A 13,698-nucleotide genomic window follows, 5' to 3' on the forward strand; every position below is an offset into this window, starting at 1 on the left:
CAATCTTTTATTCCTGTTCTGTAGGTTTCTGCATTTCTGCCATTCTATGAGCGGCCATACTATCACTTGTAAGATTGGTCATCGCTACGGATAGTTTATTTTTCAGGCCTGAAATTATTTTATCTTCATTGTTCATCAGAGCATTATAGCCATCAATTGCCACTTCTTCCGGAGAGGCCAGACTATCTTTATCTTCCAGTATTTTACTGCGGTTCATATCTGCTTTATTAAAAAAGTCGGTGTCTGTAGGTCCGGGTAAAAGTGCGGTTACTGTAATTCCGGAGTCTTTCAACTCTTCACGAATGGCCTCAGACCACGACAAAATAAATGCTTTGGTAGCATGATATACCGAATGCCATGGACCGGGAGCTTTACTGGCCACAGAAGCGAGATTAAGAATTTTTCCTGATCCTTTTGGAAGCCTGTCCTTAACAAAGAGCTTTGTAAGGATGAGAACCGAAATAATATTTAAATGAACAATATCTATTTCCCTGTGAATATCCGTATCCTGAAATTTCCCATACACTCCCTGTCCTGCGTCATTAACTAATATTTCAGGACTTATCGCATTCATTTTCAATTCAGAATAAAGAGAATAGGCTTCTTCTTCTAAAAACAAATTTTTAGAGATGCTAATGACATTTATGCCATAATTTTTAAGTTCGTCGGCTTTTTTTACCAGTTCTTCGTGATCTCTGGCCACAATTACAAGATCATAGCCATTCATGGCAAACTGTTTCGCGAGTTCATAACCAATACCACTGGTTGCACCTGTAATGAGTGCAAATTGATTTTTGCGTTCCATAGATTTTATTTTAAGATTAAAAGCCTGTTAAGCTCACTTTTAAAACAGCCCAAAATAAATTCTGTATAATATAACTGGGCGTTCAGAGCCTGTGTTTTGGGATGCAGTTCCAGCTTTTTAGTCAGAATAATCTCACCTTTATATGAAAATGAGAAATAGGCGAATATTTTATAGCCAGAATTGCGGATAGGCGTACAATAGCCCGTTGTGGCGATAGACCAGTCAGATTCATATAATTTGGCGACATTCAATGCCATTGTTTCTGCAATATTTTCGGAAACACAGTCACATTCTTCTGCTTCCCTTCTGTTGACGTTTAACAGTCTTACTTTTTCAGGTAAGGAATAAGCTGTCATTCCACCTTTATAAAACATTGAAGCATTCGGCATCTGTGAAAAAGCCAGCTGCAGACATCCTGACGTAACACTTTCTGCAATGGAAATGCTCTCATCAATGGTCATGAGTGACTGGCTTATATATTCAAGAAGATTTTGTTGAAAATCCATAAATAGTGTATTTGAATATTAGTTTGTATTTATTCTAAAAGCTTGTAAGCTTCCACGGGTCCAGAACGACCTTTACACATCCATCTTCTTTTTTATCAAAGATTTCATACCCTTTACTTACTTCCTCAAGGGATAAACGGTGTGTAATTACATCATCAAGGGTGATTTTTCCGGTTACCACATAATCCATGAGTTTGTCTATGATTGGATGAACATTACACTGTCCTGATTTAATGGTAATTCCCTTGTCAAAAATTTGTCCAAGTCTGAAATTATCATAATTGACAGGATAAACTCCTAAAACAGATACGGTACCACCTCGTCTTACGGCACTCATACATGCTTCCAGAACCTTAATAGAGCCTTTTTCGAAGTTTATTACTGCTTTTGCACGGTCTATAAAACTTCTTTCTGGTTCAAAGCCTACGGCTTCAATACAAAGATCGGCTCCACGGCCGTCTGTCATATCTCTGATCTGCTCTATAGCGCTGTCTGCATCCTCCCACAAAATGGTTTCGCATCCGGTAAGCATTTTAATACGATCCAATCTGTATTGAAGAGTATCAATTACAATAACCTTTTTGGCATTATGCAGAATAGCACTTTTGGCAGCCATTGTACCTACAGGACCAGCGCCAAAAACGGCAACGGTTTCTCCTCCCTTCAATTCTCCCCACATTACACCTGTATAGCCAGTGGGAAAAATATCTGTAAGAAATAAAACCTGTTCATCAGTAAGGTTTTCCGGAACTTTTCTTGGACCAAAATGCGCATACGGAACCCTTACATATTGTGCCTGTCCGCCATCATAACCTCCGTAAAGATCACTGTATCCGAATAATGCACCTCCTTTTTCTGTGAGAATTCCTCCTTCAGGACCGTAATGATCAGGATTGCTGTGCTCGCAGGCTGTGGGAAGATCATGCTGGCAGAAAAAACAGCTGCCACAAGCTATGGGAAAAGGTACTACTACCCTGTCACCTACTTTTAAATGACTGATATTTCTTCCGGTTTCTTCTACAATGCCCATAAATTCATGACCCATAACCATGGGTCTGGCCTGGGGAATTCCCCCGGAGTACATATGAAGGTCACTGCCACATATTGCTGTGGAGGTCACCTTCAGAATAATATCGCGTTCATCAAGAATTCTGGGATCTTCTACGGTATCACAGGTAATCTTACCTGGTGAGTGAAAAACTGCTGCTTTCATAATTTGAATATTTAAAGTGATTGGTGTGGTGTGAAGGATGTTTATGATTTAAGCGTTTCTTTCCATTTCAATATCCCAGACTCTATGTTTGGCTATGGCATTAATAAATTTATCGGTTGGTTTTCCGTCTTCCCAGGTAATAATTCCCGGATCGTCATGCCGTTTTGCTGATACATTGGAATTATGATAAAGGACCTGAGTATCTGTCCCGAAATAAATGGCTTTACAGTGTTTATATGCTTCGTTGATAAAATGCAGAACAAGGTGCTTATTTTCAGCAATCATCAGCTCACTTACGGAATCTGCACCGGAACAGATATAAAGGGCATCAAAGCACACACTTGAAGTATTGGTCAGCGTATGTTTCGGGGCCAGTTCTGCGCCATCATTGGTTCTTATATGAGCCAGACTTGGGGCAATCAATTCCACTTTTGCTCCTTCTGTTTCAAGTTGTGTTTTGAGATCATTGATTGCACCACCATCAGCTCCGTTGGCCAGAATAAATCCTATTTTTCGGCTTTTAATGGTGTCTTTCACCGTATGTCTCATACTTAATGCATCAGAAATTTTTGTTTTAGGTTCCCTTTCTTCACTTTGAAGTTCTACAATATTACTGTCCGCAGGTAAGCTCTGATTAGGCCAATCCAGTTTTTTAACTTCTACTCCTACTTTTTCTGCTACTCTCCAAGCCAGGATCATATCAATATATCCTAATTGTCCCACCATTCTCTCTCTGATCTCCGGACGTGTCACTTTAGACAATTCAAAAATCAAAGCATTCTGCAAGTGTAATTTTTCAGGTGTCGACTGGCTGTTATAAAATAGTTTAGCCTGTGAATAATGATCAACAAAACTTTTACTTCTTTCTCTTACTTTCTCTCCGGAAACTCTTTCCTGCTGGGAAGCAAATCCACCTTCAGACATCATGGCCTGGAAAGGACAGCCTCCTCCGATAGAATTAGGTTCATAGCTTGTTTTTCCTTTGACAATCTGCTGCCTCATATGGCCATCTCTCTGATTGTTATGAACCGTATTGATGGATCTGTTGATCGGTATTTCATGGAAGTTGGGTGATCCCAGTCTTGAAAGCTGAGTATCTGTATATGAAAATAATCTTCCCTGAAGCAAAGGATCATTGGTAAAATCAATTCCGGGGATGATGTGGCCAGGGTGGAAAGCAACCTGCTCGGTTTCTGCAAAGAAATTATCAGGGTTTCTGTTAAGCGTTAAAGTACCAACAATTTCTACGGGAACTTCTTCTTCGGGTACCAGTTTTGTTGGATCGAGAAGGTCAAAATCAAATTTGTGTTCATCTTCTTCAGGAATCAACTGTACTCCGAAATCCCATTCCGGATAATCACCGTTTTCAATGGCTTCCCAGAGATCTCTTTTATGAAAATCAGAATCTATTCCTGAAAGAATCTGAGCTTCATTCCATGCAACGGAATGCACTCCCAGTCTGGGCTTAAAATGGAATTTTACAAAATGAGACTTTCCTTCCTCATTGATAAATTTGAAAGAGTGTACCCCAAAGCCTTCCATCATTCTGAGACTTCTCGGAATGGCTCTGTCGCTCATTATCCACATAATCATGTGCATACTTTCGGGCATCAGTGAAATAAAGTCCCAAAAGGTGTCGTGGGCAGAAGCAGCCTGTGGAATTTCATTATCAGGTTCGGGTTTCACAGCATGTATCAGATCCGGGAATTTAATCGCATCCTGAATAAAAAACACAGGCATATTATTGGCAACAAGGTCATAGTTCCCTTCGTCAGTATAAAATTTTATTGCAAAACCTCTTACGTCTCTCGCCAGGTCTGTACTTCCTTTACTTCCGGCAACGGTAGAGAATCTTACAAAAACCGGAGTCTCTTTTCCCAGTTCTGTTAAAAATCTGGCTTTGGTATATCCTGCAAGACTTTTGTTAAGTTTAAAAACCCCGTGAGCGCCGGACCCTCGTGCATGAACTACTCTTTCAGGAATTCTCTCATGATCAAAATGGGTAATCTTTTCTCTCAGAATAAAATCTTCCAGCAATGAAGGGCCACGTTCTCCCGCTTTTAAGGAGTCCTGATTATTATTAATCTTAAGCCCCTGATTGGTAGTCAGTTTTTCATTTTTATTGGAAGTACTGTGTACATCCAGTTGTTCTGCTTTCTTGTTGTGTTCGTTGGTGTTCATATTCATAATCTTTTTGTGGTTGGTGTATTTTCTTTCAAAAGCAGTAAATCATGGGACACAGAAATTAATCTGTCTTATTTCCCAGAATTTCAAGAAGCCTGTTGATATACTCTTCTTCCTTCAGAACTTTATAATAAGCTGTTTTGGCATACAAAGTGAAGGATGGGGATTCAAATCTTATCTCTGCATCTCTATCTGTGGTTTCTGTTGTGTTTTTCGTATGAAACTCGCGGATATTAAGGATGTATTCTTCCAGATAAGTATCTATTACTCCTTTAAGAACTTCACAGGTAGCATTGTTTTTAATTTTTTCCAGAGACTTGATCAGAAAAGCTGTAACTCCGTAAGAATTGATAATAGGCGGAAATAAAGACTCATTCTCTATTGCATTATTTTTATCATTCAGACCGGAATGTTGCAAAGTGTCGTTTTCAAATGTCATATTCAAAAAATGGTATTAGTTATGGGAAGCTCTCAGATATTGTTCAAAATAATGGAGGTCATTTTTATCTTTGATGGATAAATAAAACATGATCTGTTCCGGTTCTTTTAAGCCTATACTGCCAAAACAATCGAAATGAGCAATTAACGCCTGTATATTTTCAATATCAATATCTTTCAGAATGATAAACAGCAGGAAGATATTTTCTTTGATCTCTTTAGCATAAATTGCAGCTCCATCTTCGAAACACGTCCCTGTGTGGGAGACTTTTACAAAATCTTTGTGTTTCAGTATTTTTATAATTTTCTGACAGTCCATATATTTTGATTTCATGATTAAAATAAGCCATATAGAACAAGCTACATGGCTTATTGCATAGTTTAGTCTTCTTGTTCTGCATCGAAATTGATGGATGTCTCCGCAATATCGGTAAGATACGAATCCGTATCTTCTTCTTCCTGAAGGGTTCTTTCAAGAAGATCTGCAGCCTTATCGTGCCCCATGGTTATGGCTAGCTGGGCCAGCCCGCCGTAAGTGGCAATTTCGTAATGTTCTACTTTCTGTGCGGCAATAATTAATGCTACATCTCTTGTTGCAGAACCATCTTCTGTGGATTTGATGACTTCTTCACCTTCTTCGATGATTCCTTTAATAGCCTTGCATTCTTTTTTTTCAGGTTTCTCGTCAATAAGCTGGAATACTTTTTCCAGTCGTTTAACGTGTTTTTGGGTCTGAAGATGATGATCTTCAAACGCATCCTTCAGTTCTTCCGTTGTTGCGGCTTCCTGCATCTTTTCCAGCGCTTCAAGAATGGCATTTTCTGCATAATAAATATCTTTAAGAGCACTTACAAAGAACTTATGCAGCGGAGAACTTTTCATTTCATCCTTGTTGACTGTATCTTTATCTGCCGTACCTTTCTTGGTAACAGGAACTGCAGTGTCTGTTTCTAATATTTTATTGGGCATAGTGTAAATGGTGTTTGTGATTAAAGGATTACCTCTTTATATAGATCTAAAGAGGCAATCCTGGAAAAAGAATTATGAATTACGTCTGCCACCGAATCCGGAACGACCTGAAGATCTTCCGCCTCCGTGGGATGCCTGTCCGCCCATTCTGGCGATTCTTGTACGCTCAGATTTACTCATCGCAGCAAATCCTCTTTTGGAACTGCCTGAACCGGAACTACGGCCCGAACTATTACTGTTACTGCTATTTCCTGATCTTGAATTAGAACCCCTTCTTCCTGAATTGGATTCAGAACTGGAAGATCTTACTCCCGATCTGGAACCTGAACCTGAATTGGAACGGTTACGGGAATTACTACTTGATCCTCCTCTACCGGAAGTACCACTTCCTGATGATGACCTGCCTCGTCCTCCTGAACCTGAATTTGACCTTCCACGAGAATTACCCCCAGAACTGCTTCCACGTGATCCTCCTCTGCCGGAAGTAAATCTTCCCTGGCTGTCTCTTTGCTGATTTCCGTTTCCACTTCTGGAACCGCCTCTTCCTCCGCTGCGGCCTCTCTGATCATCATCATCGTCGTAATCTTCGTCATCATCGTCATCATAATCATCGTCATCGTACTCATCATAGTCATCTTCATCATAATCATCATCGTCATCATATTCATCAAAATAATTTTCATATTCTGAAAAATCATCGTCGTAATCTTCATCTTGAGTGGCATCATTGAAACCATGATCATACCCTAATTGATATACTTCTTCAAGGTTTTCCGGCGAATGCGAACGTCCTCTTGAACTGTTGTTTCTTGAATTTCTAGTGTTCATAACTGAATTTTTTATATTATTATTTAGTGATAGGTATTGCAGTCCGTGACTAGTATGAGACGGCAACAGTTAGGTGTCGGTAATTTTAATGAATATAAAAAGCAAATGCTTTTTTGCGTGCCTTTTACTAAGGGCCTAAGAATTGTGTTGAAGAACTATAACAAATGTATGAAAGAATAATTCACTTATTTATGACCTGGGTCATGTTATTGAAATTAATATAGAATTTTACGATCTTTTAAAGTGAGCATTCCTTCCTTTTCCATTTTTTTCAGATTTCTGATCACTGTCTCTACACGCAGACCTGTAAGATTGGCGATCTGTTGGCGTGTAAAGGCAATATGGAAACAATGATGACAGTCTTCATCATGATAGCTTTTAAGATAATCCAATAAGCCTTTCAGCCTCTGCATCGGATTTTCTGATGCAAGGCTCTGCATCATTTTCAGTTTATAAAAAATTTCCTGTGAAAGGCAGGCATTCATTTCCAGTGAAAGATTCGGATTTTCCGTGATCATTTCAAAGAAATTATTTTTGGGAAGCCTTATAATCCGGGAATCTTCAAGGGATATAGCATTGATGGGATAATTCTGATGAAGGAAAAGCATGGCCTCTCCAAAGCTTTGTTTTTTGCCCAGAATATTATGAATGAATTCTTTTCCGTTTTCATTATAATTATTCAGTTTTACTTTTCCTTCAACAATTTGAAAATAATAAAGTGCATGATCCTCTTCTTTAAAAACAACTTCATGTTTCTTATAATTCCTTTCTTCTCCACCGAATGAATACAGAAGACTTTCTTCAATATTCATACAACTTATTGTTTTCATAACTTTAATATATTTTAAGTAAAGAAAAACGCAAATAATATACCTAAAATGTTTTTTTAGTATAAAATTTTACGGTTTTCAATTCTTAAAATTTTATCCCTTTCCATATGCTTAATGGTTCTTATTGCGGTTTCCACACAAAGGCCCGTCAGGCTTGCCATCTGCTGCCTCGTTAACGGAATCAAAAAAGAATACGGAGTCAGATCCTTTTGGAAGCTTTTAAGATAATCCATCAGTCCTTTCAGTCGTATAGAAGGATTTTGAGATGAGAGGCTCTGCATCATAATGAATTTATAATACAGGCGTTCTGAAAGAAAGCTGTTAACCTCCATGTACAATTCAGGATTTTGATTCAGCAAATTGAAAAATACAGATTTGTGAAGCCTCAGAACACTACATTCTGTAATGGCTTCAGCATTCATAGGGTAAGGTTTCTCTATAAACAGAATAGACTCCCCGCAGCTTTCCCCGTCTGATAATATATTCTGAATAAATTCTTTTCCTTCCTCATTATAATTGTTGAGTTTTATTTCTCCTTTAATAATCTGGTAATAATAGGTAGGAATATCTCCCTCACAGAATATTACTTCTGAAGGGCTATAGTGTCTCGTTTCTGCTCCTGCTGAAATCAAAATGTTTTCGTCGATAACCATAATAGTTGTTTTTGGCGTTGTTTTCTTCTTCCCCGCTTCTTAGTCTTAGTAAAAATATCACTGGTAATCGATCCTATGTTGCATGCAAAAACTACACCTTATTGTTTATTTTAAAAGTTAAAAAAAGTTAAAAATTTTAATAACTTTAAGTATTTTTACAGTTATTGATCAAATATCATTACTAAAAACGCAATTAAATTGCTTTTTTGATACCACATTTTTAAATTTGTGGTTTCAATAATATATCGGTATATAAAATAATAAAACCTGTTTTCACTTAATGAGAACAGGTTTTTCAAAGTAATTACAGAAAAAGTTGCTACTTTTTTGGTATTTTATTTTTAGGACTTCCTGCCGTATCTGTACGTTTTTTTGAGGAAAGCGTATCAGTTCGAACTGTATCGGAAGGGATTGGATTTATTGAAACAGAGTCCGTCCTGACGGTATCAGCTATGACTGTGTCTGTAGTAACATGGGTTTCTGTCCTCGATTCTTTTTTGCAGCTCAGGACAATAATTCCTATCAGCAAGGTTGACATCATAAATTTCATACTGTTCTATTTTGTGGTGATAGATCAAAGGTAGACTATTATGAAGTCGTTTTCTTATGACTTAAGTCATAATTCTTTATATTTAATTATTTCGCAAATTTCTTTGTTCCTGCTACACATAATATCACGCCCACTGTCACCCCCAGCATTCCCATACTCACCTGCTCATGAAGAAGCCAGGCCGCGAGTGCCAGCCCAAAGAAAGGCTGAAGCAGCTGCAGCTGCCCAACAGTTGCAATTCCTCCCTGTGCTAATCCCTTGTACCAGAATATAAAACCAATAAACATGCTGAACAGTGAAATGTAGGCCATTCCAAACCATCCCTTGAAGCTGACATTCTCAATATCCGCCGGAAAATAAATAAAAAATAAAGGAATCATAATTGGTAATGCCAATACCAAAGCCCAGGAAATCACCTGCCATCCGCCCAATGTTTTGGATAATTTAGCGCCTTCAGCATAGCCCATACCACATAAAATAACGGCAAGAAGCATCAGAATATCGCCAATAGGTGATGCCGATATTCCTTGTGAAACAGCATAGCCAATCACCAGAAGACTTCCCACAATCGAAAAAAACCAAAATATAGGATGAGGTCTTTCACCACCACGCATGACACCAAATACAGCAGTGGCCAACGGCAGCATTCCCAGAAATACAATAGAATGCGCTGAAGTAAGATATTGAAGCGCTAACGCAGAAAGAAGAGGAAACCCTACCACACAACCAAGAGAAACCAATAATAATGGAATCAGATCTTTTTTTACAGGACGTTTTTCTTTCCCCAGCCATAATACGATCAGTGCCAGGACTCCTGCAACAGCTGCACGAACAATCGTTACAAAAGTAGGACTCATTTCCATTACAGCTAATTTAGTGGCCGGCAAACCTCCGCTAAATAAGACTACGCCAATAAATCCATTGATCCAGCCACTTATATTTTCATCTTTTGATAGTTGTTTTGTCATCATTTTATTCAAAGTTTTTAATTGATGTTCAAAATTAAAAAGGATAATTAGATAAACACAGTATCAGTTTTGTATATTTGCATGAGCACAGTTTAACAATATGAGTAAAGAATTTTTATATACAGAAATTGCTGATGGAATTGCAGGACAGATCAGAAGTGGTATTCTAAAGACAGGAGACAAACTTCCTTCCGTGAGAATGCTATGCCAGGAACATCAGGTGAGCATGAATACGGCCAAGCGTGTTTTTCTTGAACTGGAATCCCAGTCTTTGGTAGAATCCAAACCGCAATCCGGTTATTTTGTAAGCCAGCTGCTCTCTGCCAAACTTCCTTTGCCTGAAGTAAGCCGCCCGTCATTGATCGCCAATAATGATGAACCGGACGAACTCATCAGTAAGGTATATGAAAATATGGGTAAAAAGGATCTTACCTTTTTCTCTATAGGAATTCCTTCCGGAGATCTTTTACCGCAGGCTAAACTGAAGAAAGAAATTGTAAACGCCACGAGGGAATTAAAAGATGGCGGTACCGAATATGAAGAACTTCAGGGAAATCTGAAATTAAGAAGAATGATTGCTGTACGTTCCTTGCAATGGGGAGGAAATCTGAGCGAAAATGACCTGATTACCACCAATGGCGGAATGAATGCTCTTTCTTTCTGTTTAATGGCTTTAGGAAAACCAGGAGATACCGTTGCTATTGAAAGTCCTTGTTATCCCGGAATTCTTCAGCTTGCCAATGGTTTGGGTTTAAAAGTGCTTGAACTTCCTACCCATCCCACTACCGGAATTGAAATTGAGGCTTTAAAAAAATTAATTCCAAAAATAGATTTGTGCTTGTTGATTCCCAATTTCAATTCACCTTTGGGAAGCTGTATGCCTGATGAAAATAAAAAAGAAATTGTAAAAATACTTTCTGAAAATAATATTCCATTGATAGAAGATGATGTATATGGGGACCTTTATTTTGGTTCCAGTCGTCCGAAATGCTGTAAATCTTTCGATAAGGACGGAAATGTACTCTATTGCAGCTCTATTTCAAAAACTTTGGCTCCCGGATATCGTGTAGGCTGGATTGCTCCGGGGAAATATAAAGACAAAATCATGAAACTTAAGCTTCTGCATTCTACGTCTTCTATTTCCATTGTAAATGAAGCTGTTGCCAACTTTCTGAAATCCGGAAAATATGAAAAACATCTTCAGCAGCTTCGCAGAACATTACAGTTCAATTATCAGAACTATGTACAGACCATTGCAGAATCTTTTCCTGAAGGCACAAAAACCAGTCGTCCGCAGGGAGGTTTGTCTTTATGGGTAGAATTTGATCAAAAGATCCGTACAACAGAATTATACGATCTGGCCATCAAACAGAATATCAGTATCGCTCCCGGAAGAATGTTTACCTTTCAGGAACAGTTTGAAAACTGCATGAGGCTCTGCATAGGGCTTCCATGGTCGGAAGATACACAGGCAAAACTGAGACAGGTCGGACAGCTTGCCAAAAAGATTTATTTAAAGTAAGGAAGATGGAGGCCTGAAGCTCCAGTGAATAATTCCAGCCTCCATCTCCCAGCCTTTTCTATTTATTATCCGGGATGAAATTTTTTCTTGCCAGCTCCTTTCTTACACGGCTCAGGCTCTCCGGAGTAATTCCAAGATAAGAAGCAATCATCCATTGCGGAACTCTCAGGAGTAAATCGGGATACATTTTGATGAATTTCATATACCTTTCTTCTGCAGTTTCTCCCAATAAAGAGTTGATCCTGTTTTGAAGGCTTCTGATATGTTTCTGAAGAAGAAAATCACTTCTCTCGATGCTGTTCGGAAATTGTTCTACCAGTTTGTTGAAGAAATCAGGATGAAGAAACAACACTTCAGAATCTTCCACTGCTTCTATATAATAAATGGATTTTTCATTGAAATAAAGGCTGCTTCGGTCAGAAATCAGCCAGCTTTCCGGAGCAAACTGGATAATATGTTCCTTTCCGTTTTTATCAATGGAATACATCTTTATCAGCCCTTTTTCTACAAAGAAAATATGTCGGCAGATCTCTCCATACTGAAGAAGAAACTGGTTTTTAGGAATTTTCTTTACTTCATAGTGCAGGCTGCACGTATTCACATTCTGAAGCGGAACATTTAAAACTTTGGCTAAGTAATTATTTATATTCTTCATGATATAATCTGGCTTAAAGAAATATCCTGGTGTGAAGCACTGTTAACAGGTTTTCCGTTCTCTATGACAATCAGTTGCGGACTTTCGTGTCTGATCTCAAAATCTGCTGCTATTTTGTTGGAAACAGGTCTGTGCGCCAATAAATCCAGATAGTATACATTGACCGGCTGGTCTGAATTTTCAATTTCTTTTTCAAAGTTTTTCAAAACTGTCCTGCTTATGAAACAGCTTGTAGAATGTTTGAATATTGCTATTTTATTCTGAAAAGAGTCTTCCATTGCTTTGGCAAGGTCTTCTTCAGATTCTATCTTTTTCCAGAATGTTTTTTGCTCAGGGCTTTCACTTTTTCCACCGAATATTTTATCAAAAAAACTCATACATTAAATTGTTTTAGATGGTGATCAAGATGTTTGAATTCTAAAAATGTCCAGTCTTTTTCAGTCATGCTTCCGAATAGTCTGTGGCGGTCCGGTAAATTGCTTTTTTCACAAGCCTCCCGGAATTCTTCCAGCGTTTTCAGCAGATTGGTTTTTGATGCATCAAAATCACACTCAAAATTAACGATTAGTTTTTGAAAAGTAGGCATGTTTCTCGGAATTCCATTATTGAAAACATACATTTCTATTTTAGTAAAAATCCCTATTGCCTCAAACATCACATTAATACGGGGAAGTTCAAACTTTCCCAAAGCCACCTGAAGAACTAAATCACAATGCTTTAGCATTTGACATACGTTCATTTTTCCCCATTTTGCAGGAGAGTTTTCAGTTAACAGGGAAATTCTGTCTTTGATTTCCCGATAATATATGGGATTATTGAGACTCTTTTTTACCAACCTTTTTCTATCTTCAGATTTTCAATGTGAGCAAAATGATGATTGCAATGCCAAACGTATAAAGCAAGGCTTTCTCTTAAATTATAATTCTTTTGATGCTCAGGATGATGGAAAGTTCTTCCAAACTGTTTATTCGTAAGGCTTTTAAGAAGAACTACCCATCTTTGGTGTGTTCCCTTCAACATTCTCATAGCCGGCTTTACAGGCATATGAAAACTGTCCTGAAGCTCCGCCCATTTCGCTTCGTCATAAGGCTTTATGATAGGGTTTTCTTCTGTCAGTGCCAGTTTGAAACGGATAAAACTGTTCATGTGACTGTCTGAAAGATGATTCACAAGCTGTCTTACCGTCCAGCCTCCTTCTCTGTAAGGGGTATCCAATTGATCGTCTGTAAAGTGTTCAATGAGATTCTTTAGCCGGCCGGGAAAGTCTTTGATTACTTTGATATAAGTATCCAATGTGATATCACAAATGTTTTCAGGCACTTCAAATGGTCCTATTGGAAACTTTTTTTTCTCTAAATCGCTCATTGTTCAGGTTTTAATTTTTAATTATTTGCCGATGGGTATTACTATTATTTATTAGAATAATTGACGAATATCAGCTTGCGCGAATTTATCAAAAATTCAAGAATATAAAGTGAATAAAGCATTAATTATACCGATAATGATTTTTGTGGTACCTATTTTTTCATTAAAAAAGGCTTCAATTATATAAACTGAAGCCTCTCTTAATTATAATA

16 protein-coding genes are annotated in these 13,698 nt (G+C 38.0%); 1 reads left to right on the top strand and 15 read right to left on the bottom strand.

The features are described 5' to 3' along the window. Positions 1–7: 7 nt before the first annotated feature. The 11 genes from RAH34_RS08155 to RAH34_RS08205 form a co-directional block, all read right to left on the bottom strand. Complete coding sequence (locus RAH34_RS08155) at positions 8–805, bottom strand: SDR family oxidoreductase (RefSeq protein WP_306595800.1); 798 nt, start codon at positions 803–805, stop codon at positions 8–10. Between the two features lie 5 nt (positions 806–810). Next, positions 811–1,311: a CinA family protein gene (locus RAH34_RS08160; RefSeq protein ID WP_114820111.1), complete on the bottom strand. Its 501-nt coding sequence runs from the start codon at positions 1,309–1,311 to the stop codon at positions 811–813. Positions 1,312–1,345: 34 nt separating this feature from the next. Next, a complete protein-coding gene (locus RAH34_RS08165) occupies positions 1,346–2,524 on the bottom strand; it encodes a zinc-dependent alcohol dehydrogenase (RefSeq protein WP_306595801.1) in 1,179 nt (392 codons plus the stop codon). Between the two features lie 48 nt (positions 2,525–2,572). Further along, positions 2,573–4,711 carry a catalase gene (locus RAH34_RS08170; RefSeq protein ID WP_306595802.1) on the bottom strand — a complete coding sequence of 713 codons (2,139 nt, stop codon included), beginning with the start codon at positions 4,709–4,711 and terminating at the stop codon, positions 2,573–2,575. A gap of 58 nt (positions 4,712–4,769) precedes the next feature. Beyond that, positions 4,770–5,147 (bottom strand): hypothetical protein, encoded by a 378-nt coding sequence (locus RAH34_RS08175; protein WP_306595803.1) that lies wholly within the window; start codon positions 5,145–5,147, stop codon positions 4,770–4,772. 15 nt (positions 5,148–5,162) lie between these two features. Next, positions 5,163–5,465 carry a hypothetical protein gene (locus RAH34_RS08180; RefSeq protein WP_306595804.1) on the bottom strand — a complete coding sequence of 101 codons (303 nt, stop codon included), beginning with the start codon at positions 5,463–5,465 and terminating at the stop codon, positions 5,163–5,165. 62 nt (positions 5,466–5,527) lie between these two features. After that, complete coding sequence (locus tag RAH34_RS08185; protein WP_306595805.1) at positions 5,528–6,115, bottom strand: ferritin-like domain-containing protein; 588 nt, start codon at positions 6,113–6,115, stop codon at positions 5,528–5,530. A gap of 72 nt (positions 6,116–6,187) precedes the next feature. After that, the gene (locus RAH34_RS08190) at positions 6,188–6,943 is read right to left on the bottom strand and encodes a stress-induced protein (RefSeq protein ID WP_306595806.1); all 756 of its coding nucleotides are present in this window, start codon (positions 6,941–6,943) and stop codon (positions 6,188–6,190) included. Positions 6,944–7,158: 215 nt separating this feature from the next. Beyond that, a complete protein-coding gene (locus RAH34_RS08195) occupies positions 7,159–7,773 on the bottom strand; it encodes a Crp/Fnr family transcriptional regulator (RefSeq protein ID WP_306595807.1) in 615 nt (204 codons plus the stop codon). A 56-nt stretch (positions 7,774–7,829) separates the two neighbouring features. Next, positions 7,830–8,426, bottom strand: coding sequence for a Crp/Fnr family transcriptional regulator (locus RAH34_RS08200; protein WP_114820104.1), 597 nt, complete (start codon positions 8,424–8,426; stop codon positions 7,830–7,832). 636 nt (positions 8,427–9,062) lie between these two features. Further along, positions 9,063–9,947, bottom strand: coding sequence for a DMT family transporter (locus tag RAH34_RS08205; RefSeq protein ID WP_114820102.1), 885 nt, complete (start codon positions 9,945–9,947; stop codon positions 9,063–9,065). Between the two features lie 97 nt (positions 9,948–10,044). Between RAH34_RS08205 and RAH34_RS08210 the strand changes: the two genes are divergently transcribed. Further along, positions 10,045–11,466 carry a PLP-dependent aminotransferase family protein gene (locus RAH34_RS08210; protein WP_306595808.1) on the top strand — a complete coding sequence of 474 codons (1,422 nt, stop codon included), beginning with the start codon at positions 10,045–10,047 and terminating at the stop codon, positions 11,464–11,466. Between the two features lie 58 nt (positions 11,467–11,524). Here RAH34_RS08210 and RAH34_RS08215 read toward each other — a convergent pair whose 3' ends face one another. From RAH34_RS08215 to RAH34_RS08230, 4 genes are read right to left on the bottom strand one after another with little or no spacing between them, the layout of a single operon-like run. Continuing rightward, a complete protein-coding gene (locus RAH34_RS08215) occupies positions 11,525–12,121 on the bottom strand; it encodes a Crp/Fnr family transcriptional regulator (RefSeq protein ID WP_034698263.1) in 597 nt (198 codons plus the stop codon). Continuing rightward, positions 12,118–12,498 carry a bacillithiol system redox-active protein YtxJ gene (ytxJ, locus tag RAH34_RS08220; protein ID WP_306595809.1) on the bottom strand — a complete coding sequence of 127 codons (381 nt, stop codon included), beginning with the start codon at positions 12,496–12,498 and terminating at the stop codon, positions 12,118–12,120. The genes RAH34_RS08215 and ytxJ overlap by 4 nt, the downstream gene beginning before the upstream one ends. Next, positions 12,495–12,956 carry a DUF1569 domain-containing protein gene (locus RAH34_RS08225; RefSeq protein ID WP_228411934.1) on the bottom strand — a complete coding sequence of 154 codons (462 nt, stop codon included), beginning with the start codon at positions 12,954–12,956 and terminating at the stop codon, positions 12,495–12,497. Before RAH34_RS08225 ends, ytxJ begins: the two co-directional genes overlap by 4 nt. Next, the gene (locus RAH34_RS08230; RefSeq protein ID WP_306595810.1) at positions 12,950–13,486 is read right to left on the bottom strand and encodes a YfiT family bacillithiol transferase; all 537 of its coding nucleotides are present in this window, start codon (positions 13,484–13,486) and stop codon (positions 12,950–12,952) included. The genes RAH34_RS08225 and RAH34_RS08230 overlap by 7 nt, the downstream gene beginning before the upstream one ends. Positions 13,487–13,698: the final 212 nt, after the last annotated feature.

The sequence above is a fragment of the Chryseobacterium sp. WLY505 genome (assembly GCF_030846215.1).
GTDB lineage: Bacteria > Bacteroidota > Bacteroidia > Flavobacteriales > Weeksellaceae > Chryseobacterium.